The sequence below is a fragment of the Ancylobacter sp. VNQ12 genome, from assembly GCF_049445835.1.
GTDB lineage: Bacteria > Pseudomonadota > Alphaproteobacteria > Rhizobiales > Xanthobacteraceae > Ancylobacter.
Genome location: NZ_JBMSDU010000009.1, coordinates 135,454 through 160,638, shown reverse-complemented (window position 1 = coordinate 160,638; position 25,185 = coordinate 135,454). Strand labels below are relative to the sequence as shown.

29 protein-coding genes and 1 tRNA gene are annotated in these 25,185 nt (G+C 68.2%); 15 read left to right on the top strand and 15 right to left on the bottom strand.

The window, feature by feature from the left end:
- Nucleotides 1–4 precede the first annotated feature (4 nt).
- Together phnH and phnG are read right to left on the bottom strand one after the other, a co-directional pair.
- A complete protein-coding gene (gene phnH, locus ACO2RV_RS14300; RefSeq protein ID WP_423294065.1) occupies nt 5–601 on the bottom strand; it encodes a phosphonate C-P lyase system protein PhnH in 597 nt (198 codons plus the stop codon).
- Nucleotide 602: 1 nt separating this feature from the next.
- Nucleotides 603–1,076: a phosphonate C-P lyase system protein PhnG gene (gene phnG, locus ACO2RV_RS14295; protein WP_423294063.1), complete on the bottom strand. Its 474-nt coding sequence runs from the start codon at nt 1,074–1,076 to the stop codon at nt 603–605.
- Between the two features lie 110 nt (nt 1,077–1,186).
- Between phnG and phnF the strand changes: the two genes are divergently transcribed.
- Both phnF and ACO2RV_RS14285 read left to right on the top strand, forming a co-directional pair.
- Nucleotides 1,187–1,963 carry a phosphonate metabolism transcriptional regulator PhnF gene (phnF, locus tag ACO2RV_RS14290; RefSeq protein ID WP_423294061.1) on the top strand — a complete coding sequence of 259 codons (777 nt, stop codon included), beginning with the start codon at nt 1,187–1,189 and terminating at the stop codon, nt 1,961–1,963.
- Nucleotides 1,964–1,972: 9 nt separating this feature from the next.
- Nucleotides 1,973–2,581 (top strand): pyridoxamine 5'-phosphate oxidase family protein, encoded by a 609-nt coding sequence (locus ACO2RV_RS14285; protein ID WP_423294059.1) that lies wholly within the window; start codon nt 1,973–1,975, stop codon nt 2,579–2,581.
- Here the strand turns inward: ACO2RV_RS14285 and ACO2RV_RS14280 are convergent.
- Nucleotides 2,575–3,699 carry an alpha-hydroxy acid oxidase gene (locus tag ACO2RV_RS14280; RefSeq protein ID WP_423294057.1) on the bottom strand — a complete coding sequence of 375 codons (1,125 nt, stop codon included), beginning with the start codon at nt 3,697–3,699 and terminating at the stop codon, nt 2,575–2,577. The genes ACO2RV_RS14285 and ACO2RV_RS14280 overlap by 7 nt on opposite strands.
- A 188-nt stretch (nt 3,700–3,887) precedes the next feature.
- Here ACO2RV_RS14280 and ACO2RV_RS14275 point away from each other — a divergent pair, with 188 nt between their 5' ends.
- A complete protein-coding gene (locus tag ACO2RV_RS14275) occupies nt 3,888–4,493 on the top strand; it encodes a hypothetical protein (RefSeq protein WP_423294055.1) in 606 nt (201 codons plus the stop codon).
- Here ACO2RV_RS14275 and ACO2RV_RS14270 read toward each other — a convergent pair.
- Complete coding sequence (locus ACO2RV_RS14270) at nt 4,480–5,421, bottom strand: metallophosphoesterase family protein (RefSeq protein ID WP_423294053.1); 942 nt, start codon at nt 5,419–5,421, stop codon at nt 4,480–4,482. The genes ACO2RV_RS14275 and ACO2RV_RS14270 overlap by 14 nt on opposite strands.
- A 117-nt stretch (nt 5,422–5,538) precedes the next feature.
- Between ACO2RV_RS14270 and ACO2RV_RS14265 the strand changes: the two genes are divergently transcribed.
- Together ACO2RV_RS14265 and ACO2RV_RS14260 are read left to right on the top strand one after the other, a co-directional pair.
- Nucleotides 5,539–5,940, top strand: coding sequence for an NUDIX domain-containing protein (locus tag ACO2RV_RS14265; protein ID WP_423294051.1), 402 nt, complete (start codon nt 5,539–5,541; stop codon nt 5,938–5,940).
- 108 nt (nt 5,941–6,048) lie between these two features.
- Nucleotides 6,049–6,125: transfer RNA gene (locus ACO2RV_RS14260), tRNA-Met, on the top strand.
- A gap of 205 nt (nt 6,126–6,330) precedes the next feature.
- On the opposite strand, the gene ACO2RV_RS14255 is transcribed toward ACO2RV_RS14260, so the two are convergent.
- The 3 genes from ACO2RV_RS14255 to ACO2RV_RS14245 all read right to left on the bottom strand — a co-directional run bounded on the left by ACO2RV_RS14255 (nt 6,331) and on the right by ACO2RV_RS14245 (nt 8,139).
- Entirely contained in the window at nt 6,331–6,789 is a 459-nt protein-coding gene (locus tag ACO2RV_RS14255; RefSeq protein WP_423294049.1) for a BA14K family protein, read from the bottom strand.
- A 207-nt stretch (nt 6,790–6,996) separates the two neighbouring features.
- Nucleotides 6,997–7,431 carry a GlcG/HbpS family heme-binding protein gene (locus ACO2RV_RS14250; RefSeq protein ID WP_423294047.1) on the bottom strand — a complete coding sequence of 145 codons (435 nt, stop codon included), beginning with the start codon at nt 7,429–7,431 and terminating at the stop codon, nt 6,997–6,999.
- A 108-nt stretch (nt 7,432–7,539) separates the two neighbouring features.
- Nucleotides 7,540–8,139, bottom strand: a complete 600-nt coding sequence (locus ACO2RV_RS14245) for an FMN-dependent NADH-azoreductase (RefSeq protein WP_423294045.1) — start codon at nt 8,137–8,139, stop codon at nt 7,540–7,542.
- A 106-nt stretch (nt 8,140–8,245) separates the two neighbouring features.
- Between ACO2RV_RS14245 and ACO2RV_RS14240 the strand changes: the two genes are divergently transcribed.
- Together ACO2RV_RS14240 and ACO2RV_RS14235 are read left to right on the top strand one after the other, a co-directional pair.
- The gene (locus ACO2RV_RS14240; protein ID WP_423294043.1) at nt 8,246–8,656 is read left to right on the top strand and encodes a winged helix-turn-helix transcriptional regulator; all 411 of its coding nucleotides are present in this window, start codon (nt 8,246–8,248) and stop codon (nt 8,654–8,656) included.
- Nucleotides 8,657–8,734: 78 nt separating this feature from the next.
- Nucleotides 8,735–9,535, top strand: coding sequence for an enoyl-CoA hydratase/isomerase family protein (locus tag ACO2RV_RS14235; protein ID WP_423294041.1), 801 nt, complete (start codon nt 8,735–8,737; stop codon nt 9,533–9,535).
- A 64-nt stretch (nt 9,536–9,599) separates the two neighbouring features.
- Here the strand turns inward: ACO2RV_RS14235 and ACO2RV_RS14230 are convergent, their stop codons facing one another.
- The 5 genes from ACO2RV_RS14230 to ACO2RV_RS14210 all read right to left on the bottom strand — a co-directional run bounded on the left by ACO2RV_RS14230 (nt 9,600) and on the right by ACO2RV_RS14210 (nt 15,360).
- Nucleotides 9,600–10,613, bottom strand: coding sequence for an amino acid ABC transporter substrate-binding protein (locus ACO2RV_RS14230; RefSeq protein ID WP_423294039.1), 1,014 nt, complete (start codon nt 10,611–10,613; stop codon nt 9,600–9,602).
- Between the two features lie 58 nt (nt 10,614–10,671).
- The gene (locus ACO2RV_RS14225) at nt 10,672–11,217 is read right to left on the bottom strand and encodes a L,D-transpeptidase (protein ID WP_423294099.1); all 546 of its coding nucleotides are present in this window, start codon (nt 11,215–11,217) and stop codon (nt 10,672–10,674) included.
- A gap of 293 nt (nt 11,218–11,510) precedes the next feature.
- On the bottom strand, nt 11,511–12,836 hold the full coding sequence (gene xylA / locus ACO2RV_RS14220; RefSeq protein ID WP_423294037.1) for a xylose isomerase: 1,326 nt from the start codon (nt 12,834–12,836) through the stop codon (nt 11,511–11,513).
- Nucleotides 12,833–14,290 (bottom strand): xylulokinase, encoded by a 1,458-nt coding sequence (gene xylB / locus ACO2RV_RS14215; RefSeq protein ID WP_423294035.1) that lies wholly within the window; start codon nt 14,288–14,290, stop codon nt 12,833–12,835. Before xylB ends, xylA begins: the two co-directional genes overlap by 4 nt.
- Nucleotides 14,291–14,322: 32 nt before the next feature.
- Entirely contained in the window at nt 14,323–15,360 is a 1,038-nt protein-coding gene (locus ACO2RV_RS14210) for a LacI family DNA-binding transcriptional regulator (protein ID WP_423294033.1), read from the bottom strand.
- A 285-nt stretch (nt 15,361–15,645) separates the two neighbouring features.
- On the opposite strand from ACO2RV_RS14210, the gene xylF reads away from it, so the two are divergent.
- From xylF to ACO2RV_RS14170, 8 genes are all read left to right on the top strand, one after another.
- A complete protein-coding gene (xylF, locus tag ACO2RV_RS14205; protein ID WP_423294031.1) occupies nt 15,646–16,686 on the top strand; it encodes a D-xylose ABC transporter substrate-binding protein in 1,041 nt (346 codons plus the stop codon).
- Nucleotides 16,687–16,888: 202 nt separating this feature from the next.
- On the top strand, nt 16,889–18,220 hold the full coding sequence (locus ACO2RV_RS14200) for a sugar ABC transporter permease (RefSeq protein WP_423294029.1): 1,332 nt from the start codon (nt 16,889–16,891) through the stop codon (nt 18,218–18,220).
- Between the two features lie 11 nt (nt 18,221–18,231).
- Complete coding sequence (locus ACO2RV_RS14195) at nt 18,232–19,041, top strand: ATP-binding cassette domain-containing protein (protein WP_423294027.1); 810 nt, start codon at nt 18,232–18,234, stop codon at nt 19,039–19,041.
- Nucleotides 19,042–19,130: 89 nt separating this feature from the next.
- Nucleotides 19,131–19,514: a hypothetical protein gene (locus tag ACO2RV_RS14190; protein ID WP_423294025.1), complete on the top strand. Its 384-nt coding sequence runs from the start codon at nt 19,131–19,133 to the stop codon at nt 19,512–19,514.
- 90 nt (nt 19,515–19,604) lie between these two features.
- Nucleotides 19,605–20,162, top strand: a complete 558-nt coding sequence (locus ACO2RV_RS14185) for a copper chaperone PCu(A)C (protein WP_423294023.1) — start codon at nt 19,605–19,607, stop codon at nt 20,160–20,162.
- Nucleotides 20,163–20,268: 106 nt separating this feature from the next.
- On the top strand, nt 20,269–21,624 hold the full coding sequence (locus tag ACO2RV_RS14180; RefSeq protein WP_423294021.1) for a PepSY-associated TM helix domain-containing protein: 1,356 nt from the start codon (nt 20,269–20,271) through the stop codon (nt 21,622–21,624).
- Between the two features lie 71 nt (nt 21,625–21,695).
- Nucleotides 21,696–22,142, top strand: a complete 447-nt coding sequence (locus ACO2RV_RS14175) for a winged helix-turn-helix domain-containing protein (protein WP_423294019.1) — start codon at nt 21,696–21,698, stop codon at nt 22,140–22,142.
- 51 nt (nt 22,143–22,193) lie between these two features.
- Complete coding sequence (locus ACO2RV_RS14170; protein ID WP_423294017.1) at nt 22,194–22,391, top strand: hypothetical protein; 198 nt, start codon at nt 22,194–22,196, stop codon at nt 22,389–22,391.
- Here ACO2RV_RS14170 and modC read toward each other — a convergent pair.
- From modC to modA, 3 genes are all read right to left on the bottom strand, one after another.
- The gene (gene modC / locus ACO2RV_RS14165; protein ID WP_423294015.1) at nt 22,388–23,488 is read right to left on the bottom strand and encodes a molybdenum ABC transporter ATP-binding protein; all 1,101 of its coding nucleotides are present in this window, start codon (nt 23,486–23,488) and stop codon (nt 22,388–22,390) included. The genes ACO2RV_RS14170 and modC overlap by 4 nt on opposite strands.
- Nucleotides 23,485–24,180 (bottom strand): molybdate ABC transporter permease subunit, encoded by a 696-nt coding sequence (gene modB / locus ACO2RV_RS14160; RefSeq protein ID WP_423294013.1) that lies wholly within the window; start codon nt 24,178–24,180, stop codon nt 23,485–23,487. Before modB ends, modC begins: the two co-directional genes overlap by 4 nt.
- A gap of 90 nt (nt 24,181–24,270) precedes the next feature.
- Nucleotides 24,271–25,074 (bottom strand): molybdate ABC transporter substrate-binding protein, encoded by an 804-nt coding sequence (modA, locus tag ACO2RV_RS14155; RefSeq protein ID WP_423294011.1) that lies wholly within the window; start codon nt 25,072–25,074, stop codon nt 24,271–24,273.
- Between the last annotated feature and the right edge of the window lie 111 nt (nt 25,075–25,185).

Genomic DNA, 25,185 nt, shown 5'->3' with positions numbered 1-25,185 from the left:
CGGCTCAGCCCTTCCTTACCGTGAGCGAACGCGGCAGCCCGGCGACGCCGCCGGCGCCCGCCAGCAGCAGGTCCACGCCCAGCGGGAACAGCGCCCGATTGGCCGCCATGCGCGCGGCGAGATCCTCCGGCAACGGCGTCGCGGCAAAGCCGACCGTGCCCTCTATGCCCGGCCCCTCAAGGGTGAAGCCCGCGGCGCCGAACCCCGCCACCTGCACGATCAGCGTGGTGGAGGCGTCGGGAAATTCCGGCGAGCCCTGCGCGAACGCCGCGAAATCGGTCATCGCCAGCGGGTCGGCAATGAGCGCGAAACGCGCCGCGCCGGGATCGTCGACGATGGACGCGCCGGTGTGGAAGCGCAGGAACTGCGCCACATCAGGCGCGGCCGCCAGTGCCGCATCGAGCCAGATCGGTGTCTCGTAATCACACAGCGCCAGCACCAACGCCGCCGCTTCCGGCGACAGCGGAGCGGGCGGCATGAGGCCGGCATTCACCGGCTCGACGCGGCCGGGACGGGCGAGCGCCCACATCGCCGCGCGGAACACCGCCTGGGCGTCGAACACCGGATCGGCAAAGCCAGCGCTGAGAGATTGCGCGCCCATGTCAGTCCTCCCCGCGCACGAGAGTGAAGAAGTCGACTTTGGTCGCCGCCGTCTCCGCCCGCACCTGCGCTGTCTCGGCATCGAGCCGCGCCCGCACCGGCGCCAGAGCCGCATCCACTGCGCCACGATGCGCCGCGTCCTGCCACAGTGCATCGAGGATGGCGGCCTTGCGCGCCGCCCCGGCATCGCGCCCGAGCCGATAGGCAAAGCCGGTCGCCCCACTGTCGAGCCGCACCGCGGCGCGGGCGACCGTCGCCTCCCCGAGATTGAACGGCGCGCCGTCGCCGCCGGTCCGGCCACGCAGCATCACCAACCCGATCTCCGGCGGGCGCAGATCGGACGCGCCGGGCAGCGGGGCGAGTCCCGCCAGAACAGCGTCGATCTCGGCCGGCACGGCGCGGGCCAGCATGGCCATGAGCACTTGGCGCCCTGCCTGCAAGGCATTGCCAATGTTCGATTTTTCTTCAGGGGGCATTGTCGGGGATCCGGGCCTTGCCGTACCGAAAGGTCATTTACTTTTCGGCGACTTTGTATAATGATCTATACAAACAGGCAAGCGCAGTTTTCACCTCGACGGCGGAAAACATGATCGACAGCGACGACACGGCGATGACGGCCATCGAGAATGACGGGACGCCGGCCAGCCCCGCGCGCGGCACCGGCGTGGCGCTGTGGAAGCAGATCGTCGAGCGCATCGAGGCGGATATCGCCGAGGGTCGGCTCGCGGCCGGCTCCCGCCTGCCGACCGAAATGGAGTTGGCCGAGCGCTTCGGCGTGAACCGCCACACGCTGCGGCGCGCGCTGGCGATCCTCACCGATCAGGGGCTCATCGAGGCGACGCCGGGGCGCGGCACCTTTGTGAAGGAGCCGCCGATCCGCTACCCCATCGCCGCGCGCACCCGCTTCTCCGAGATCGTCTCGGGCGAAGGCCGCGCGCCGGGCGGGCGGCTGGTGCGCTCGCTCATCGAGCCGGCCGGTGCCGCCATCGCCGAGGCGCTGCGCCTCACGCCGGGGCAGGACGTGCTGCGCATCGACATGCTGCGCGAGGCGGACGGCGTACCGATCACCGTCGGCTCGCACTGGTACGAGGCGACGCGCTGCCGCGATCTCGACCTCCTTGTCGCCTCCACCGGCTCGGTCACGCGGGCGCTGGAAGCGCTCGGCCTCGGCGATTACCGCCGGCTGGAGACCCGTATCACCGCCCGCCCGGCCGACGAGGAGGAGCGCCGCCTGCTCAGCCTGCCGGCCGGGCGCACCGTCATGGTGGTGAACGCGATAAATGGCGATGCGCAGCGCCGGCCGATCCAGTATTCACGAGCCCGCTTCGCCGCCGACCGCGTGCAGCTGATCGTCAAGAATTGAGGAAACCGCATGGCCCGCATCTCCAGCCTCGACCAGCTTCGGACGCTCTACCCCGCGCCGCGCGAGCGTAGCCGGCGCAAGGTGATGCCGGCGCTCGATACCCATTGCCGCTCGCTGATCGCCCTGTCGCCGCTGGTCATGGTCGGCAGCTTCGGCGCCGACGGGCGGGCGGATGTGACGCCGCGCGGCGATGCGCCCGGCTTCGTCGAGGTCGCGGACGACGCGACGCTGCTCATTCCCGATCGCCCCGGCAACAACCGGCTGGACACGCTGACCAACCTGATCGCCAACCCGGCCATCGGGCTGCTGTTCCTCGTGCCGGGCATCGACGAGACGCTGCGCGTCAACGGCACGGCGGAAGTCCGCGACGATGCCGAACTGCTCGCCCGCTTCGAGGTGGACGGCAAGCGCCCGGTCACGGCGCTCAAGATCACGGTGCAGGAAGCCTATCTGCACTGCGCAAAGGCGTTCATGCGCTCGCGCGCCTGGGACCCGACCAGCCGTGTCGAACGCGCCAGCCTGCCCAGCATGGGCGAGATGATGCGCGACCAGCTGAACCTTCCCACCGCCGAGACGCAGGCGGAGATGCTCGTGCGCTACCGCGAGACGCTTTACTGAGTCTCGCCCGGTGCCTCCGGCTGCCAGATCACCTGCGGTCCGATCTCGTCGAGCGTGGCGCAGCCGGTCAGCACCATGGCGATTTCCAGCTCGCAGCGCAGCAGGTGCAATACATGGGCGACGCCGGCCGGCCCGGCGACCGCCAGTCCGTAGAGATAGGGCCGCCCGACCAGCACCGCCGAAGCGCCCAGCGCCAGCGCCTTCAGCACGTCGGTGCCGCGCCTGATCCCGCCATCCATCAGCACCGGCACACGCCCGGCGATGCGGCGCGCCACGGCGGGCAGCGCCTCGATGCTGGCCGGCACGGTGTCGAGCACCCGTCCGCCATGATTGGAGACGATGATGCCGTCCACCCCGTGCCGGATCGCCGTCTCCGCGTCCTCCGGATTCAGTATGCCCTTGAGCAGGATCGGCAGCGAGGTGAGAGAACGCAGCCAGGCGATGTCGGCCCAGCGGGTCGCGACATCGAGGAAGCCACGGAACATCAGGCTCTCGCCCAGCGCCGCCTCGGCGACATGGCTCGTGTGCAGGCCACGCAGATTGGGATGCTGCGAGAGCTTGGTCGGCTTATAGCCGGCGCGCTGCTCGCGGTTGCGCAGCGAGTGGATCGGCGCGTCCACCGTCACAACCAGCGCGCCATAGCCCGCCGCCTCCGCCCGCTTCACCAGTTCCGCCGTGAACCCGCGGTCGTGCTGGATATAGAGCTGGAACCATAGCGACGGGCGCGAGGACTGCCGCGCGGCCTGGGCGATCTCTTCCAGCGTGAAATCGGATTCGGTGCTCACCACCATGCCGGCCTTGGCGCCGCCGGCGCCGACCACGGTCGCCAGCTCGCCCTCCGGCACAGCCAGCGCGTGGTGGGCGGCCGGGGCCAGCAGGATCGGGTGCTCGAAGTGCTGGCCGAACAACGTCACCCCGGTGCCACCGCTCTCGAAGGCGGTCAGCACGCGCGAGGCGAGCTTCAGCCGCGCGAAGGCCTCGCGGTTCCAGCCGATGGTGGTCTCGTCGGCCACCCCGCCGGCATAATAGGCCCATGCCTGCGGCGACAGCCGCTCGCGGGCCAGCGGCTCATAATCGTCGGGCGCCACCACGCCCGGCGGAATCTCGAAGCTTCTCATCGTCGTCTGCCCGCAGCGGCCCCGGCCGCCAATGCTGTTCAGGCTCCCCTCAGGGCTTCATAGTCGCTTCTGCGAAAGCGTGCAGCATGGCTCTGACACGCCCGCGCACGAACCGTGCATTAACCCGCCGCCTCTAGGATGGCGGCGGGAAGTCGGACAGCGGGCCAATCGGGCCGAGGGGGCGGAGGATGGACGACCAGAACCACCTTCGCGGCGAGACGCCGGGCCTGTCGCTGCGCGAGGCAATCCGCACTGCCCGGCTGGAAGCCGCCGAGCGTTCAGGCGTCATCGTCGAACTGCGCGACGCCAGTCTCGCGCGCCTGTCCATGCTCAACGAGATGCTGGAGCCGATCTTCGCCGAGGTGCCGCTCGAACATGCCGACCTGTTCGACCGCGGCCTCATGCCTGGCGAGACGCCGCGCCTGTTCGTCGACATGGTCGCGCATGTCACGCTCGGACGCGACCGCCGCACCTACCGCTTCCTGCAGGACACCCGCGCCGGACGCCGGGTATTGGCGGAGAGCACCAACCCGCACGACATCGTCGATGCGGTGACGCGCTATGTCGCCCGCCGGCTGATCGCCCGCGAGCAGGCCATGGTGGCCGCCGCCTCCGCGCCGGAGAATGAGGCGCCGCCCGAGCCGCATCCCCTGCCCCACCACCCCGCGCCCGCCCCTCCGGCCGAACCCGCGCGGCCGGGACGTGTCGGCGTGTTCATTCTGGGCGTCATCGCCGGCGCGCTCGCCATGGTCGGCGTCGCCGCGCTGCTCGGCCTGCCGGTCAGCGTCCGCTGAGCGGGGTCGTCAGCACCCGCACGGTGCGGGTGTCCACGCTGGCATCGCCGCGCTGGAAGCCCCGCGCCTCCAGCGTGCAGCGCCAGGGAAACGCCGCATCGTCCACCCGCTCGATGCGGTAGAGGTGGTAGCCGCCCGGCCAGTGACGATCCTCGGGCCCGGCGGCGAAGGACGGCGCCTCGACCACCGGCACGAGGCCGCCATTCGGGCCCGGCAGCATCTCCACCATCGGTACGTGATCGTGGCCGCAGATGACGAGTTCGGCGCCGTGCCGGGCAAACACGTCGCGCACGGCCTCCTCGTCGATCAGCCGCTTGTGGCCGGCGCGCAGGCCGCAGGGCGGGTGATGGATCATAACGACGCGGAACACCCCCTCCGCCGCCAGTTCGTCGAGGACATGGGCGAGCCGCGCGCGCTGCTCCTTGCCAACCTTGCCGGTCGCCATGAACGGATGCGTCGGCACCGCCGTCGACACGCCGATCAGCGCCACCCCGTCGCGGCGACGCACGAAGGGAAACGCCTTCTCGGCGGTGACGTCGCCGTTCACCCCGTCACCGCGCATGTAGTCGCCCCAGTTCAGCAGCGAATGATGCGCGGTGGAGCGGACATAGGCATCGTGATTGCCGGGCACCACGGTCACGTCCTGACCGTCGCCCAGCGATTTGAGAAAATGCAGCCCGGTGGCGAACTCGGCGGCGAGCCCGACATTGACGAGGTCGCCCGTCACCGCGATGTGATCGGGCGCCATCGCCTTGATGTCGGCCACCAGCAGGTCGATGGTGGCGATGTTGAATCGGTGCTGCCGGCCGCGCCGCCAGTTCAGCACGCCCAGCGCCCGCTTGCCGGCGAGCTCGGCGAACCTGGCGCGGGGCAGCGGCCCCAGATGGGCATCGGTGAGATGGGCGAGGACAAACACGAGGGTTTCCATACCAGCCCCCGCCCGCAGATGGAATGCGCGCCATCACCTGTGGACGTGCAAAACCGCTCTCCCTCGCGTCGGCTGCTCGCCCGCCTCCTCCACCGCTGGAGCCGGCTGACCCGCGGCATGACGCTGGGCGTCAAGGCGCTGGTGATCAACGAGGCCGGGGAAATCCTCCTGATTCGCCACACCTATGTGCCGGGCTGGCATCTGCCGGGCGGCGGCGTCGAGGTCGGCGAGACGGCGGAACAGGCGCTCGCACGCGAGCTGGCGGAGGAGACCGCCGTGCAGCTCGGCGCGCCCCCGCGCCTGCACGGCCTGCTGCTCAACCTCAATCTCGCCCGCCGCGACCATGTCGCGGTCTATGTCATCGAGCGCTTCGTACAGGGCCGCCCAACCGTGCCGAACCGCGAGATCGCCGAGCTCGCCTTCTTCGCGCCGCACGCGCTTCCCGCCGGCACCACCACCCCGACGCGACGCCGGATCGAGGAAGTGCTGGAAGGCCGTCCGGCAGCGGCGCATTGGTGACGCGAGACGGGGAAAGCGCACCGAGGTTGAGCCTGCCGCCTTGACACCATCGGGCCCCCTTCCTTATATCGCGCCACTCTGCAGATCGGCCTCGCGCCGGTCCGCCATGGCGGGGTAGCTCAGCTGGTTAGAGCACGGGAATCATAATCCTGGGGTCGGGGGTTCAAGTCCCTCTCCCGCTACCATGGCTTCCAGATGCGTTTCAGGACCGGGAAAACGGGCGCCCGGCGCATGCGCCGACGGCGCCACTCGGCACCGATGCAAAAAGAAACCCTCGCCGGCCGCGCCGCGCGAGGGTTCTTCGTTTCAAGCCGGCACGGAAGCCGAAGACCGGACGGGGTCAGTTTGATGCCACCGCTTGCCCCCGATCACGCCCATGCCAAATCGCCATCAATAGGGCGAGACGCACTGCTGGCGCGGGCCGTAGTTCGGCTGGAAGGTGTTGTCGTAGGCGCGGTAGGAGCGGTAACGGTTCGCGCACCACTGCACGTGTCCGCTGACGGGCCCACCATAGCTCGGCTGCTGCTGCGCGGCGATCGCACCGCCGATGATCGCGCCGGCCGCAAAGGCGCCGGCCGGGAACCACCAGCCATTGTACTGGCGATAGCCGGGACGGTAGTAGTTATAGCCGCGATGGCCGTTGTAATAGTGGTAGCCGCCGTGCCTGTAGTAGCCATGGCGATATCCCTGCCGATACCCCTGGCGGTAGGCGGGGCGATACTGCACATTTTCCACGGTCGAGCCGGGAACCGACAGTTCTCCACGACCGAAGGGCGCAGATATCGCGGGAGCGACACTCGACGTGACGAGAGTAGCCGCGGCGACGACGGCGATGGCGATCTTTTTCATTTGAATATCCTCCAAGGATACGATCCATGACCGCAGCTTTACAGCCGGTCAATGAATGCCGCCTGAACGAATTCCGTCGACAATAGGGCGGGATATCAGGCGCTGGACTGGAGTACGACGGATTCGCGGCGGTCATTAACGCAGAAGGGGCGCCCAGCGTTCCCGCCCGGCGCCCCCTGCGTGATGATTATTATACCGATGGCGACTTCAGTCGGCGCCGGGATCCGCCTTGAAGCCCGCCGCCTCGATGCCGGCAATGGCCGCCGCCTCGTCATTCTCGGACGTATCGCCCGAGATGCCGACGGCGCCGATCACCTCGCCCGCCGCGTCGCGGATGAGCACCCCGCCTGGCACCGGCACCAGCGCGCCGCCCGCGACATGACTGACCGCCGCGACGAAAAAGGCCTGCTCCTTCGCCCGCTTGAAGATCGAACGCGAGCCCATGCCGAGCGAGAGCGCGCCGAAGGCCTTGCCATGGGCGACCTCGAAACGCTTGAGACTGGTGCTGTCCTCGGCGGCAGAGACCTTCACCGCGCCGCGCGCGTCGAGCACCACGATCGCCATCGGCTTGAAGTTGCCTTTCCGGCAGGTGTCGAGGGCGGTGGAGAGGATCGTCTGGGCGGCTTTGAGACCAAGTGTCATGCGCGGCAACTCTCGCTGGTGGCCCGGCAGGAGGCGCCAGTGCCCCCGTGCCGCCGGTCTGTCGATGCCCCTGCGATACAAGCCGCGCCGGGCCCGATCAAGCCATCTTCACGCTGCCTTCAGCTCGCCCGCGCTCCTGAGCGCCCCGCTCAGCGCCTCCTCGCGCTGGCCGGCGGAGATGCCGTCGGCCCGGATGAACTCCGGCTCGACGCCGATGAAGTTGAACACCCAGCGCAGATAGGTCTCGGCGTGCTCGGCGGCGGCCGCGAAGGCCGGGTCGTCGTAACGGCCGCCACGCGCCAGGGCGATGACGACACGCTTGGCCCCGGCAAGGCCGACGCGCTGGCCGTCCGCGCCATAGGCGAAGGTTTTGCCGGGCACGAGGATACGGTCGATCCAGGCGCGCAGCTGGGTGGGAACCGAGAAATTGTACATCGGCGCGCCGATGACGACGACATCGGCACCGAGGAACTCGTCAAGCGCCTGCTGGCTCACCGCATCGCCCTTGCCGCCGGACAGCGGGTGGTCGGCCGGCATGGAGGCGGGTGTGGCATGCGGCAGCGGGTCGGCGGCGAGGTCGCGGCGAACCACCGCGAGCGCCGGATCGGCGGCGGTCAGACGAGCCACGGCGGCGGCACTCACCTGCCGGCTGACCGAATGATCGCCGAGAATGGAGGAATCGATGTGAAGCAGGGTGCGTTGGGTCATGTGCAGGGGTTATCCTTGCCCGGTTACGATTTGTTACCTGGACTAATTAGGTGCCTGTCCCTATATCCCGCAAGAACGCACACTCTTCATACCGAGGCACATCGAAGTGACTGAGGAACATCAACATTTCCAGAGCGAGGGCTGCCGCGAGGTCTCGCGCCTGCTCGCGCGCGTCGGCGACAAATGGAGCGTGCTGATCGTCATGCTGCTGGCCGGCGGACCGCGCCGCTTCAACGAGATGAAGCGCATGATCGAGGGTATCTCGCAGCGCATGCTCACCCTCACCCTGCGCGGACTGGAACGCGACGGGCTGGTCCGCCGCACGGTCTTCCCGACGATCCCGCCGCGCGTGGATTACGAACTCACCGATCTCGGCCATTCGCTGCGCGAACCGGTGATGGCGCTCGGCCGCTGGGCGCAGGCCAATACCAGGGTCATCGCCGCCGCACAGGCCGATTTCGACCGGCGCTGCACCGCCGAGGGCAAGGCGAGCCCGCTTCCGGGCCGCACGGCGTAAGGCGGCCCCGTTCAAGGGATGGCCGGCAGCAGCGGGAGAGTTAAGCTGGCAGGACCCGACACACTGGAATCCCGCCCCATGAACGCCTCCACCGCCGCCACGTCCGATGCCCCCGAGGGCCGCGTGCGGCTCAGCATCGACGGACCGGTCGCCAGCCTGATCTTCGACCGCCCCGCCGCCCGCAACGCCATGACCTGGCGGATGTATGAGGAGCTCGCCGAGGCCTGCGGCGCCATCGAGGCCAACCGCGCGGTGCGCGTCGCGGTGCTGCGTGGCGCCGGCGGGCGGGCCTTCGTCGCCGGCACGGATATCGAGCAGTTCCGCGCCTTCACCTCGGGCGACGACGCCATCGCCTATGAGCGCAAGATCGAGCACTACATAAGCGCGCTGGAAGCGCTGCCGGTGCCGACGCTCGCCGTCGTCGAGGGCTGGGCGGTGGGCGGCGGCATGGCCATCGCCAATGCCTGCGACCTCCGGCTGGCGACGCCCGGCGCCCGTTTCGGCGTGCCGATCGCCCGCACGCTCGGCAACTGCCTCTCGACCTCGAACCTGCGGCGCCTGAGCGCGACGCTCGGGGTCGGCATGGTCAAGCGCATGCTGCTGCTGGCGGAAACGCCGACGGCGGAGGAAATGCCGGCCGGCTATGTCGCCATCGTCCCGCCGGAAGAGCTGGACGCGCGGATCGCGGAGATCTGCACCCGCCTTGCCGGGCACGCCCCGCTCACCCTGCGCGCCACCAAGGAGGCGCTTCTGCGGCTCGCCCGCGATCCCGTGGCCGAGGGCTCGGACCTCATCCGCCTCGCCTATGGCAGCGCGGATTTTCGCGAGGGCATCGAGGCTTTCCTCGCCAAGCGCACGCCGCAATGGCGCGGCGAGTAGGCGCCGGACATGCAAAAAGCCGACGACCTCACGGCCGCCGGCTTGATGTCGCGATCCAGCAATCTCAGCGGATCGGCGGGGCGTACAGGATGCCGCCGGTGCTCCACAGCTGGTTTATGCCACGCGGAATGCCGAGCTTGGAGTTGGTGCCGATATTGCGCTCGAACACCTCGCCGTAATTGCCGACATTCCTGACGATCAGCACCGCCCAATCCTTGCCGAGGCCGAGCTGCGCGCCATAGCTGCCCTCGGTGCCGACGAAGCGCTTCACGTCCGGCTTTTCCGACTTCAGCGCCTGGTCGAGCGTGGCCTGGCTGATGCCCAGCTCCTCGGCGTTGATGAGCGCGAACAGGCTCCACTTCACCACATTGAGCCACTGGTCGTCGCCCTGGCGAACCACCGGGCCGAGCGGTTCCTTGGAGATCACGTCGGGCAGCACGATGTGGTCGGCCGGCTTGGCGAGCTTGAGCCGCAGCGCATAGAGCTGCGAGACATCGGTGGTGATGACGTCGCACTTGCCGTCGGCGTAGCCCTGGACCACCTCATTGACGCCCGGCAGTTCGATCAGTTCCAGCGCGAGGTTGTTCTGGTTCGAATAGTCGCGCGCATTCAGCACGCTGGTGGTGCCGGCCTGCACGCAGACCTTCGAATTGGTCAGTTCCAGCGCGCCATCGACCTTCTTCGCCGCCGGCACGAGGAAGCCCTGCCCGTCATAATAGGAGACGGCGGGGAACAGCAGCTTGAGTTCCGCCTCGCGGCCCATGGTCCAGGTCGAATTGCGCGAGAGCAGGTCGATCTCGCCCTTCTGCAACGCCGGGAAGCGCGCCTCGGCGGAGAGCGGCACGTAGTCGACTTTGGACGCATCGCCGAGCACCGCCGCGGCGACGGCGCGGCACAGATCGACATCGAAGCCGGTCCATTGCCCCTTGTCGTCCTTGGCGGAGAAGCCGAGCAGGCCCTGGTTGACGCCGCATTTCAGCGTACCGCGGGCCTTCACATCCGCAAGCGTGTCGGCCTGCGCGAACGAGGCGGACAGCAGGGCGCCGGCGGCGGCCAGCGCGAGTGCATATTTCTTCATGTTTCCCCCAAATTGGGCTCTGGCGCCGAACGCCGCATCAGCGGCGCCGACGCGCGGCTCAAAGCTGCGGCGCCTGCCGGATGATGACCTTGGTCCCGATCGGGACGCGGCTGAAGAGGTCCTGCACGTCCGTGTTCACGAGACGGAAGCAGCCCGAGGAGATCGCCATGCCGATGGTGTTCGGCATGTTGGTGCCGTGGATGCGGTAGACCGTGGAGCCGAGATAGAGCGCGGCGGCCCCCATCGGATTGCCGGGACCGCCCGCCATGAAGCGCGGCAGGTAAGGCTGGCGCTCGATCATCTCCGGCGGCGGCGTCCAGTCCGGCCACTCCGCCTTGCGGCTCACCTTCTGCATGCCGGCCCACTGGAAGCCGTCGCGGCCGACGCCGATGCCGTAGCGCAGCGCGCGGTTGTCGCCCTGCACGAGATACAGGAAGCGCTCATCGGTGTGGATGATGATGGTGCCCGGCGGCTCATTGGTGCGGAAATACACCGGCTGCCGGCGGAAGGCCGGATCGAGTTGCTCCTCTTCCGGCGACGGCACATAGCCGGGCTTCTCCGGCACGTCGACGATCTGGTTGCCCACGCTCGCCATCGGCCGCATCTGCGCGTCGGCGGCGGTGAGGGACAAACCGAGCGCGGTGACCAAGGCCACGCCAAAAACGCTCACACGCATTCTCTTCCCCTCTCACGGCAATCACGCTGCGTCCGAAGTCTAGCGATGCTGCATGTTGGGGGGATGATCCCGAGCCGCAACACCTGCCTCCGGCCGTCGGCGATTCAACAAGTCGCTCCCGACGGCCGATCGAACGGGGGAAATGCCTCTAAGTCAATGAAAGAAGAAAGCCTCCCGCGCCGGTATGCGGGGTACCGACACGGGAGGCCTATTTGCGCGACTCAGCGCAAATAACTGCCCGCAAGGGCTTCCAGCCGCTCCTGGCGACCGGAACGGGGCTGCGGATCGAGATTTTCGGCCTCGACGCGGGCGGCGATGGTCTCGAGCGACGAGCCCTTGTCGAGCATCGCCTTGTTCTGCGGTTTGTCCCAGCCGGCATAGCGCGCGTCGACCGCCTGCTTGAGCGCACCGTCCTCCAGCATGTCGGCAGCGATGAGCAGCGCGCGGGCGCACACATCCATCGCGCTGGCATGGGCGAGCACGAGGTCCTCGGGATCGATCGACTGGCGCCGCACCTTGGCGTCGAAATTGGTGCCGCCGGTGGTGAAGCCGCCGGCCTTGAGGATCTCGTAGAAGGCGAGCGCGGTGTCCTCGACATTGGTCGGGAACTGGTCGGTGTCCCAGCCGGACTGGGCGTCGCCCTTGTTCATGTCGATCGAGCCGAACACGCCGAGCGCCGCCGCCATGGCGATCTCGTGCTCGAAGGAGTGACCGGCCAGCGTGGCGTGGTTGCCCTCGAGGTTGAGCTTCACTTCCTTCTCCAGCCCGGCGCGGCACAACAGGCCGTACACCGTGCCGACGTCGAAGTCGTACTGGTGCTTGGTCGGCTCCTGCGGCTTCGGCTCGATCAGGATCGTGCCCTTGAAACCGATCTTGTGCTTGTGCTCGACGACGAGGTTGAGGAAGCGCCCCATCTGGTCGAGTTCGCGTTTCAGGTCGGTGTTGAGCAGCGTCTCATAGCCCTCACGGCCGCCCCACAGCACGTAGTTCTCGCCGCCGAGCTCGTGCGTGATCTCCAGCACGTTCTTCACCTGCGCGGCGGAATAGGCGAACACGTCCGGGTCCGGATTGGTCGCGGCGCCGGCCATGAAGCGGCGGTTGGAGAACAGGTTCGCGGTGCCCCAGAGCAGCCTGGTCTTCGAGGTCTCCATCTTCTTAGCGAAGATATCGGCGATGGCCCGCACATTCGCGTTGGATTCCTTCAGCGACTTGCCTTCCGGGGCGATGTCGCGGTCGTGGAACGCGAAGAACGGCACGTCGAGAATGCGGAACAGCTCGAAGGCGACATCGGCCTTGGCGCGGGCGAGCGCCATATCGTCGGCGCCATGCATCCACGGGCGGAAGAAGGTCTCGCCGCCGAACGGATCGCCGCCCGGCCAGGTGAACGAGTGCCAATAGGCGACGGCGAAGCGCAGATGGTCCTCCATGCGCTTGCCGAGCACCACGCGGTCCTTGTCGTACCAGCGGAAGGCGAACGGGTCGCGGCTGTCCGGGCCGGCATATTTCAGCGGCTCGGCCGCCGGGAAGAAACGGGCGGGTGCATTCATGACGTCACTCCCTTCAATGCGGGGTACAACGCCCGGTAGAGCGCGTGCCGTTCCGCATAGGCTTGTTGAAGAACGGGGTCGGGCCGGATGGTCTCGATCCGGCGCGGCGGCAGGCAGATGTCGCCCGGCGCCTCGCCGGTCGCCGCCATGCGGGCGAGGCGCGCGGCGCCGAAGGCCCCGCCCCGCTCGCCATCCTCGATGCGGTTGAGCGGCAAGCCGAGCACATTGGCCAGCACCGCGATCCAGAAGCGCGAGCGCGAGCCGCCACCGATCACATCGGCCTGCTCCAGATGCGTGCCGGCGGCGACGAGCGCGTCGAGGCAGTCCTTGAAGGCGAAGGCGACGCCTTCCAATACGGCCTGCGTCATCGTCTCGCGCGAGGTGTCATGGTCGAGGCCGATGAAGGCGCCGCGGATCGCCGTGTCGTTGTGCGGCGTGCGCTCGCCCGAGAGATAGGGCAGGAACGTCACGCGCGAGGGCGCCGAGGGTGCATCACCGAGCGGGGCGAGCAGGTCGCCGGGCGACACCTTGGAAACCTCCGACCACCAGCCGAGCGCGGAGGCGGCGGACAGGATCACCCCCATCTGGTGCCAGATGTTCGGCACGGCGTGGCAGAAGGCGTGCACGCTCGATTCCGGGTTGGGTGCATAGCGGTCGGTGGTCGCCCACAGCACACCCGAGGTGCCGAGCGAGACGAAGGCGTTGCCCGCCTTGATGGCGCCGAGGCCGACCGCGCCGGCGGCGTTGTCACCGGCCCCACCGGCCAGCACCGGCGGCCTCGCCATCCCCCAGCGAGCGGCGAGTTCCGGCTTGATGCGCCCGGCGGCGGCGCTGCCCTCGACGAGGCGCGGCATGTGCGCGCGCGACAGATCGGTCGCCGCCAGCGCCGCATCCGACCAGTCGCGGGCGCCCACGTCGAGCCAGAGCGTGCCCGAGGCGTCGGACATCTCCTCGACCATCTCGCCGGTCAGGCGATAGCCGACATAGGCCTTGGGCAGCAGCACCTTGGCGGTGCGGGCGAAAATCTCCGGCTCGTGCTTCTTCACCCAGATCAGCTTGGGCGCGGTGAAGCCGGGAAAGGCGAGATTGCCTGCCGTCCTGTGCAGCGCCGGGAAGCGCTCCTCCAGTTCCCGGCATTCGGCGAAGGCGCGTCCGTCATTCCACAGGATGGCAGGGCGCAGCACCGCGCCATTTTTGTCTAAAAGCACGGCGCCGTGCATCTGCCCGGAGAGGCCGAGGCCCTGCACGGCCGAGAGCGCCGCGGGGGCCTGCGCCTTCAGCGCATCGATGCTGGCAAGCGTCGCCTGCCACCAGTCTTCCGGGTTCTGCTCGCTGAAACCCGGCTGCGGGCGCGAGATGGCGAGCGGGGTCTCCGCTGTGGCGATGACGGACTGGTTGCCGTCGACCAGCACCGCCTTGACGGCGGAGGTCCCGATATCGAGGCCGAGAAACATGCCTCACATTCCTTGCATACGACGTGTGGGGATCACGGCAGGTTGTCCCGCACGAAGATGTCGATGCGGATGCGTTCCTGCTCATTCAGCAGCGGCTCGCCGGCACAATGCGCCAGCAGCACGCGGGCGGCCGAGCGCGACTGATGCCCGGCGTCCTGGTTGATCACCGCGTCCATAACCCCACGCAGCAGGAAGCGGCGGGTGTCCTCGGTCAGGTCATGGCCGATGAAGACGAGGTCGGAGGCGCGGTTGGCGGCGGAGATCGCCGCCGCGATGCCGCGATTGCCGGCGCCGACATTGTAGAGGCCGACGAGATCCGGCACGTCGTGCAGCATCTGCGCGGTGATGGCCTGGGTCCGCTCCTCCTCGTCGAAACTCTCCTGCGCCGGGAGCACCCTCAAGGCCGGATATTCGCCGGAGATCACCTGCATGAAGCCGAACTGGCGCTCGGCATGGTCGCGCAGCGCCGGGGTACCGACGATGAGACCGACCGAGCCGCGCCGGCCGGCGGCGAAGCGTCCGATCAGCGTCCCGGCGGTCCGCCCGGCGGCGATGTTGTCGATGCCGACATAATGCAGACGGTGCGAGGACGGCACGTCCGACACCAGTGTCACCACGGCGACGCCGGAGGCCGTGAGATCGTCGATCGCCGCCCGCACGCGCGGATGATCGAGCGCCACCACGGCGACCCCGTCATAGCGGCCGATCAACCCCTCAAGCGCCGAGGCCAGCGTTTCCGGCGCGAACACGTCGACGCGCAGCGTGTCGATATAGGCGTTGTTGGTCGCCAGCCAGTTCGCGGTGTTCGCCACCTGCTCGGCCAGCATGCGCATGAAGATGTTCGAACCCACCGGCAGGACGAAGCAGAATCGGTAGGTTTCACCGCGCGCCAGGCGCGCCGCCGCGAGATTCGGGCGATAGCCGAGGCGGGCCACCGCGTCCTTGACGCGGTCGGCGGTCGCGCCGCGCACGCCGGCCCGGCCATTGAGCACACGGTCCGCCGTCGCCAACGAGACACCGGCCTCGCGAGCCACGTCCTGCAATGTTATGCGCGAAACGCCTCTGGACATACGGCAAGGATGCCCTCAAAATCTGAGGTACGCAACTCAAGACGTGAGGTGCCGGCTTAGACCAAAAGCGGAGCGCCATCGGAGGCATGGTTTGCTAGGTTTCGCGCGGATCGTCCGGCGCTCCGGGCTACTGAACGGCACGTCGATCTGAGAGGATCGGCCAATAAGATGGTGATCCGGCTTCGCTTATGAGGTTCGGACATCAGAAAGAGACTGCGGCACGCGCGCCACCGCGCAGCGAGGCCGGGCGACAGGAAACACCGTATCCCTTGGGAGGATGAACATATGAAGTCGAGCCTGACCCTCACCCTCGCCGCCCTCGCGACCGTCGCCACCATCGGCGCGGCGCGGGCCGCCGACACCGTCGTCGGCGTCAGCTGGTCGAATTTCCAGGAAGAGCGCTGGAAGACCGACGAGGCGGCCATCAAGAAGGCGCTTGCCGCCGCCGGCGCCAAGTACATCTCCGCCGACGCCCAGTCCTCCGCCGCCAAGCAACTCTCGGATGTCGAGGCGTTGATCGCGCAGGGCGCCAACGCCCTCATCATCCTGGCGCAGGATTCCGACGCCATCGCCCCGGCGATCGCCAAGGCCCAGGCCGAGGGCATTCCGGTGGTCGGCTATGACCGCCTGATCGAGATTCCCTACGCCTACTACATTACCTTCGACAACAAGGAAGTCGGGCGCCTCCAGGCGGCCGAGGTCCAGAAGCTGAAGCCGAAGGGCAATTACATGTTCATCAAGGGTTCGGCCTCGGACCCGAACGCCGACTTCCTGTTCTCCGGCCAGATGGAAGTGCTGAAGCCCGCCATCGACAAGGGCGACATCAAGAATGTGGGCGAGGCCTATACCGACAGCTGGCTGCCGGCCAACGCCCAGCGCAACGCCGAACAGTTCCTGACCGCGAACAACAACAAGGTCGACGCCGTCGTAGCCTCCAATGACGGCACGGCCGGCGGCGCCATCGCCGCGCTGGCGGCGCAGGGCCTTGCCGGCTCCGTCCCGGTCTCCGGCCAGGACGCCGACTTCGCCGCGCTGAACCGCATCGCGCTCGGCACGCAGACCGTGTCGGTGTGGAAGGACAGCCGCGAGCTCGGCAAGAAGGCGGCCGAAGTCGCCCTTGCCCTCGCCAAGGGCACCGATCCCAAGGCGATCCCCGGCACCGCCACCTTCACCGGCGGCCCGAAGAAGCAGGCCATGAACTCGACCTTCCTCAAGCCGCTGCCGATCACCAAGGACAATCTCGACGTGATCATCGAGGCCGGCTGGGTGCCGAAGGCGACCGTGTGCCAGGGCGTGAAGCCCGGCACCGTGAAGGCCTGCAACTGATCCGCAGCACATGGCGGCGGGGTTCGCCCCGCCGCCTGCCCGCTAGAGCCCTTTCCGTTCAGATGCGCCATCTGAACGATAAGAAAGCGCTCTAGATTCAACGGACTGGAGCATTTCCTCCGCGATCGGACAATTCCATCCGAATCGGGAAATGCTCAGGGGGCGCAACGCGCGGAAAAGCGCGTGCTTGAGGAGGACGCTCATGACCGACACCACGACGGCCGCTCCGGTTCCGTCATCGCAGCCCAAGGGAGCGCCGGCCGGAGCGCCAGCGAGCGCACCGCCTTCGTTCCTCGGCGCGCTCGAGATCGACATCCGCTTCCTCGGCATGATCGGAGCCCTCGCCGTCATCTGGATCGCCTTCGATTTCCTCGCCAACGGCACCTTCCTGACGCCGCGCAACCTGTGGAACCTGTCGGTCCAGAGCTCCTCCATCGCCGTCATGTCCACCGGCATGGTGCTGGTCATCGTGATGCGCCACATCGACCTGTCGGTCGGTTCGATCCTCGGCGTCACCGGCATGATCATGGCGGTGTTCCAGGTGAACTACCTGCTGCCGGCCTTCGGCTTCAACCATCCGGCGGTGATGATCCTGACCCTTGCCGCGGGCATCGGCGTCGGCGCCGCCATCGGCGCGCTGCATGGTTTCGTCATCGCCTATCTCGGCGTGCCGGCCTTCATCGTCACCCTGGGCGGCCTGCTGGTGTGGCGCGGCGCTGCCTGGGCGGTGGCCGAGGGCAAGACCATTCCGCTAGTCGACGACAATTTCAAGCTGCTCGGCGGTGGCGCCGACGGCTCGATCGGTGCCACCTGGAGCTGGGTCGTCGCCATCGTCGCCTGCGTCGCCATCGCCGCCGCCGCCGTGCAGGCCCGCCGCCAGCGCCAGCGCTTCCACTTCCCGCTCAAGCCGGTGTGGGCCGAGATCGTCACCGTCGCCGCCGGCTGCCTCGCCGTCGTCGCCGCCACGCTGATGGTCAACGCCTACACCCTGCCCGCCGTGCTCGCCCGGCGCTACGCCGAAAGCGCGGGTATCGCGATTCCCCCGGAGGGGCTGTCCATCAGCTTCGGCTATGCGGTGCCGGTGCTCGTCGCCGTGGCGGTCGGCATCGTCATGACCTTCATCACCACCCGCACCCGCTTCGGCCGCTACGTCTTCGCCATCGGCGGCAACCCGGAAGCGGCCGAGCTCGCCGGCATCAACACCAAGCGCGTCACCCTCGCCGTGTTCGCGCTGATGGGCGCGCTCGCCGCCATCGGTGCGGCGATTTCCACGGCCCGCCTCAATTCGGCGACCAACGCGCAGGGCACGCTGGACGAGCTTTATGTCATTGCCGCCGCAGTCATCGGCGGCACCTCGCTCTCCGGCGGTTCGGGCACCATTGCCGGCGCCATGGTCGGCGCGCTGGTGATGCAGAGCCTGCAATCGGGCATGGTGCTGATGCGGGTGGACACGCCCTACCAGAATATCGTCGTCGGCATCGTGCTGGTCTTCGCGGTGTGGATCGACACCGTCTACCGCAAGCGGATCAAGTGAGGGGTTCCGACATGAACGCTGTGACCGCTGAAGCCGCGCCCAAAGCCCGCACCGGCACCCCGCTCGTCGAGATGAAGGACATCTGCATCTCGTTCGGCGGCATCCGTGCCGTCGATGGCGTCGATGTTGATCTCTATCCCGGCGAAGTCGTCGGCCTGCTCGGCCATAACGGCGCCGGCAAGTCGACGCTGATCAAGATCCTCGCCGGGGCCTACAAGCCCGACGCCGGAGAAATCCGCATCAATGGCGAGCGCGCCGACATCGCCAACCCGCGCGATGCCAAGCGCTACGGCATCGAGACGATCTACCAGACGCTCGCGCTCGCCGACAATGTCGACGCCGCCGCCAACCTGTTCCTCGGCCGCGAGTTGCGCACCCCCTGGGGCACGCTCGACGACGTGGCGATGGAGGCGGCGACCCGCGAGGTGATGGGCCGGCTCAACCCGAATTTCCGCAAGTTCAAGGAGCCGGTGCGCGGCCTCTCCGGCGGCCAGCGCCAGTCGGTCGCCATCGCCCGCGCCATCCACTTCAACGCCAAGATCCTGATCATGGACGAGCCGACCGCCGCGCTCGGCCCGCAGGAGACGGCGCAGGTGGCCGAGCTGATCAAGCAGCTCAAGGCCGAAGGCATCGGCATCTTCCTCATCAGCCACGACATCCACGACGTCTTCGACCTCGCGGACCGCGTGAGCGTGATGAAGAACGGCAAGCTGGTCGGCACCGCCAGGACCTCGGACGTCACCAAGGACGAGGTGCTCGGCATGATCATCATGGGCAAGAGCCCGCCCGGCGCCGTTCCCGGCCCCGGCGCGGCGCACTGACCGATACGACCGGAACAGCGGCAGCGTGCCGCTGTTCCCTCGCCTCCCTCGCCCATGGTAACGTACTCGGTGAGGGAACCCGCACGCCGATGACACTGACCCGCAACACGCTGCGCCGAATGGCGATGGCTCTGGCCGTCGCCTATCTCGTCGTGCTGCAGGCACTGCTCGGCGGTCTCGCTTCCGGCGCCCATGCCGGCAGCCTGGCCTCGGTCGACGCCTTCGGCCAGGTCCTCTGCCTCGGCGTGCAGACCGGGCCGGCATCCCCGGACGACCCGGCGCATCACACGCCCGACTGCTGCGCCACCGGCTGCCAGACCAGCGTCGGCACGGCACTGCCGCCCCCCGCCGGCACCCTGCTGGCCGCTCCCTCGGCAGTCGACCACGCGCAGCCGCTGCTGCCGCGCCCTGTGGTCCTCGCCAGCGGCGTCGAGCGCTCGCCGCGCCATACGCGAGCGCCTCCCCTCGCCTGACGCCCGCCATCGGCGGGAGCCTTGCCACGTCAGTCGAGATCCGCCGGCCCTCCGCCTGAGAGGCGCGCCGGCACGTTAGGAGTGCCTTCCATGATTCGCTTCGCCTTCACGCGCGTGCTGCGCCACGCCGAGGACCGTATCGGCTTCCTCATACTCGCCGCCGCTCTCGCCCTCTTCGCCGTCCAGCCGGCCTTGGCCCATGGCTTCAAGATCGGCGAGCTGGAAATCGGTCACCCCTGGGCACGCATGACGCCGGCCGGCGCCAAGGTCGGCGGCGGCTATCTGGCCATCGAGAATGAGGGCAAGGACGCCGACACCCTGGTCTCGGCCACCGCAGAGGTCGCCGGCAAGGTCGAGATCCACGAGATGTCGGTCAAGGACGGCATCATGACTATGCGGCAGCTGCCGGACGGGCTGGCGATTCCCGCCGGCGCCGAGGTCAAGCTCGCCCCGGGCGGCTATCACCTGATGTTCCTGGACCTCAGGCAGCCGCTGAAGGAAGGCGAGTCCTTCAAGGGTACGCTCACCTTCGCCAAGGCAGGCACGGTGAACGTCGAGTTCAAGATCGAGGGCATGGCCGGACCGAAGGGCTCGCAGCCGGAGGCTCATGACGCTCATAGCGGCCACGGGACGCCGCCGAGCAACTAACCCCGCCGTACCGCTTTCTCCGCCGCGCAGCTTTGCGCCCAGCCATCCCATGGCCGGGCAGCGCCTCCGCGCGCCCCGATAAACCCCATTTCCCGGATCGATTCCGATGAGCGCTACCACCTTGTCCGCCGACGCCTCAGAGCGAACGGCCAATCTCTACCGTGCCGTCTGGCGCTGGCACTTCTATGCTGGCCTGCTGGTGCTGCCCTTCATGATCCTGCTCGCGGTGACGGGCGGGCTCTATCTGTTCCGCGACGAACTCGACAATGCCTGGCATCGCGACCTCAAGCAGGTCACCGCGCGCGCGACCCCGGTCGAGGCGCCCAGTGCCTGGATCGCCGCGGCGCTCGAGGCCCGTCCCGGTACCGCGCTCAAGATCATCACGCCGGCCACGCCCACCTCCTCGGCCGAGGTAGTGATCAAGACGGCCGAAGGCGCCCGCCGCTCGGTCTATGTCGACCCCTATGATTCGCGCGTGCTCGGCGAACTGGCCGACCGCGGCACACTCATGTGGCTGGTGCGCCGCCTGCACAGCCTCGCCGAGTTCGGCACCGTCACCAACGGCATCATCGAGATCGTCGGCGGCTGGTCGATCATGCTGGTCGGCACCGGCTTCTATCTCTGGTGGCCGCGTCGGCAGACGGGCGGTGTCGCCACCGTGCGCGGGGCGCCGCGCCAGCGCGTGTTCTGGCGCGACCTGCATGCCGTGACCGGCGCCTTTGCCGGCCTCGCCATCGGCTTCATGTCCCTGTCGGGCATGCCGTGGTCGGTACTCTGGGGCGCCAAGGTCAATGAATGGGCCAACAGCTCCAATTACGGCTATCCCAGCGGGGTCCGCGCCAACATCCCGATGTCCGACGAGCATCTGGAGCACGCGAACGGCCCCACCACCTGGTCGCTGGAACAGGCCAAGGTGCCGCTCTCGACCCCCGCGGCCGGCCAGCCCATCGGCATAGACGCCGCCGCCGCGATCGTCGACAAGCTCGGCGTCTCGCCCGGCTACACGCTCAGCTTCCCGGGCTCGCCCACCGGCGTCTACAGCGCCTCGGTCTACCCGGACGACCTGTCGAAGCAGCATGTCGTCCATCTCGACCAGTACAGCGGCAAGCCCCTGATCGACATGACCTTTGCCGACTACGGCCCGGCGGGCAAGGCGATGGAATGGGGCATCAATGTTCACATGGGTCAGGAGTTCGGCCTCGCCAACCAGCTGTTCATGCTGGCGCTGTGCCTTGCCACCATCCTGATGTCGGTCTCGGCCGGCGTTATGTGGTGGAAGCGCCGGCCCGCAGGCTCGCTCGGCATCCCGCCGGCGCCGACCGATCCGTCGGTGATGCGCGGCCTCATCGCCATCATGGCGGTCATCGGGCTGATCTTCCCGCTGGTCGGCGCCTCGCTGGTGGTGATGGTGCTGCTCGACTTCACCTTCGCCCGGCGACGCCCAAAGGTGAGGACCGCCTGATCGGGGACGACCCGAACGGGTTCCAGCCGCGCGCCTCTTCCCCTACAGTCGCCGGGAGGGAAGGGGCGCGCATGACTTCCAACGACACCGACCCGCGGGCATCCGACCCGCACGCATCCGACGACCTTCCGGCGAAGGCCGCGAAGCGCCGCGACGGGCTGTTCATCCGGGTCTATTTCGGCGACGGGCGCCATCTCGGCCCGGGCATGGTCGACCTGCTGGAGACCATCCGCACGGAGCGCTCCATCCTCTCGGCCGCGCGCAAGATGGGCATGAGCTACCGTCGCGCCTGGCTGCTGGTGGACGAGATCGGACGCAATTTCCACGCGCCCGTGGTGGTGACGCATCCCGGCAGGCGTGGCCACGGCACCGACCTCACCCCCTTCGGCGAAAGGCTGATCGCGCTCTACCGCGAGATCGAGGACGCAAGCGCCACTGCGAGCCGCTCGGCGGTCGAGGAACTGCGCGCCGCCCTCGCCGTCGCTCCCGCGCGGGAGCCGGAAAAGGCCGAGGGGTAGGCCGGAACCTTTCGCCCGGCCGCACGGTTCTCCGATGACAGCGGAGACATCATGCAGACCCTCATCATCGTCATACTGATCCTCGTGCTGCTTGCCGGCACGGGCTATCTCGGCCACCGCACCAACGGCGTGCGAGGCATCATCATCGCGCTGGCAATCGCGCTGCTCATCCTCGCGGTGATCGGCTTCGTCAGCGACGAATTCGCGGTCGGCCCCGGCGTCCCGCCAATCATGCAGGGCCCCAACTAGGCCGACGCGCCGAAGTCCGGGCTGCGGCCGTCGACCGCCACCGATTTCACCATCGCCCACACAGCGAGCCCCGGCCGCAGCGCGAGCCGCTCGACGCTCTCGCGCGTCACCGTCGCCGTGAATCGGGTCACCCCAACCGTGAGGCCGATATCGGCATAGGGCCCCTCCTGCAGGCGAATTTCATCGACCGTCGCCGCGAGCAGGTTCGAAACCGACACGTCCTCGGGTCGTGCCAGCGCGATGGCGACGTCGCGTGCCCGCACGCGCGCCCGCACGCGGCGGCCGACCGGAAGGTCCACCTGCGGCACGCGCAGCTCCCCGCCGGCGAAGGCAAGCGTCGACAGGGCATAATCTGCATCGTGTCGGCTGACGACGCATTCCACCAGTGTGCCGACGTCGAAGCGGCCGATAATGGGCAGGATCTCCGGCAGCGACATCACCTCGCCGACCGGTCCGACGGCGATCTGCCGGCCTTCACGCAGCGCTACCACCATATCGGCAAGGCGCTGGACCTCGTCTGTGGAATGGCTGACATAGAGGATCGGTAGCGCCATCTCGTCCCGCAGCCGCTCCAGATAGGGCAGAATCTCGCTCTTGCGCGCCTCGTCCAGCGCCGCCAGCGGCTCGTCCATCAGGAGGAGGCGCGGCTGGGAGAGCAGCGCCCGGCCGATGGCAACGCGCTGGCGCTCGCCACCGGACAGGGTGTGCGGCCGGCGCCCCAGCAGATGGCCGATGCCGAGCAGGTCGATCACCGCGTCGAAGCGGATCGGGCGCTCGGCCGCGCGCGTGCGCCGCTCGCCATAGCGCAGATTGCGCTCAACCGAGAGGTGTGGAAACAGCCGCGCGTCCTGGAACACATAGCCGACCCGGCGCGCCTCGATCGGCACATCGATACGGGCCGCGCTGTCGAAGAACGCCTCGCCATTGATGGCGATACGCCCGCGATCCGGCCGCACCACGCCGGCCACCGCCTGGATAATGGTGGTCTTGCCGGCGCCGGAACGGCCGAACAGCGCGGTCACGCCGGCATTCGGCGCGGTGAAGGCAGCCTCCAGCGCGAAGCCGGGCCGCTCGATACGAATGTCGATCTCGATCATGCGCGCCCGATCATCACCCGGATGCGTCGGTCGACAAGGCCGGCGAGCAACAGCGAGCCTAACGCCAGCACGATCGAGACGATGGTGAGCCGGAGCGCCATGGCGTCACCGTCCGGCACGTGGGTGGCGGAGTAGATGGCAAGCGGGATGGTGCGCGTCTGGCCCTCGATATTGGAGACGAAGGTGATGGTCGCGCCGAACTCGCCGAGCGCCGAGGCGATGGCGAGCAGCGCGCCGGAGAGCACGCCGGGCAGCATCAGCGGCAAGGTGATGGAGAAGAACACGTCGAGCCGCGAGGCGCCAAGCGTGCGCGCGGCCGTCTCCAGCCCGCGGTCGACCGCCTCCAGCGCGAGGCGGATGGCGTTCACCGTCAGCGGAAAGCTCACCACCGCCGCCGCCACCGTCGCCCCGGCCGTGGTGAAGATGAGCTTTATGCCGAACCAGGCATCGAGATACTGGCCGATGGAGCCGCGCGCGCCCAGCGTGATGAGGAGCAGATAGCCCACCACCACCTTGGGCAGCACCAGCGGCAGGTAGACCAGGCCGTCGAGCAACCCCTTGCCGGGGAACCTCACCCGCGCCAGCACCCAGGCGGCGAGGATGGCGAAAGGCAGGCTCCAGAACGTCGCCCAGAAGGCCACCTTCAGGCTGAGATAGACCGCGGTCCATTCCTCTGGGGTGAGTGCGTACATCGAAAGGTCGTTATCCCCACCATGCGTCCAGACACGTCATCGCGGAAGCACGGCGCGCCTCCACGATGGCGATAGTAATACGCAGGCGGCTCACTTCACCACGAAGCCGTATTTCGCGTAGACCGTCTTCGCTTCCGGGCCGGTCAGGAAGGCCAGGAATTCGCGGGCAGCCGGCGTGTCCTGCCCCTTCACGATCTCAAAGGGGTACTCGACCGGGGGGTGGCTGTCGGCCGGAAAGGTCGCGACGACCTTGACGTTCTTGGCGATGGCGGCATCGGTGGAATAGACGATGCCGGCCCGCGCCTCGCCCCGCTCCACCAGCGCCAGCGCGGCGCGCACGCTCTCGGCGCCGACGATGCGCTCGCGCACCTTGTCCCATTGGCCGAGATTGGTCAGCGCGGTCTTGGCGTAGATGCCGACCGGCACGCTGTCGGTGAGGCCGGTGGCGATCTTGCCGTCCGTGCCGAGGAAGGCGAGCCAGTCGAACGATTTGTCGATGGACACATCCTTGGCCTTGTCCGCGGGCGCGATGAGCACGAGGCTGTTGCCGATCGGCGTGACGCGGGTGGCCTTCAGCGTCAGGTCCTTGCCCTCGGCATAGTCCATCCATTTGTTGTCGGCCGAGGCGAAGATCGCAGCGGGGGCGCCGGCCTCCAGCTGCTTGGCCAGCGCCGAGGAGGCGGCGAAGGAGAAGGCCACGTCCTTGCCGGTCTTTTCCTTGTAGAGCTTGCCGATGTCCTGGAACGCATTGGTCAGGCTGGCGGCGGCGAAGACCGTGGTGGTCTCCTGCGCCCGCGCTCCGGTGAAGGGCGTCGCGACCAGCGCCGCCAGAGCGAACGCCGCCGGGATATGGCGAAGGAGATGACGGCGAGACGAGACGATGCGCGACAGCATGGCGAGGCTCCCAGCTTGGTATATCCATTCATATACATATATCCGCTCATATACATGATAAGCCGTGAGACGCCAGCCTCGAAAGAGCGTCTCGATCACATGGACGGGCGG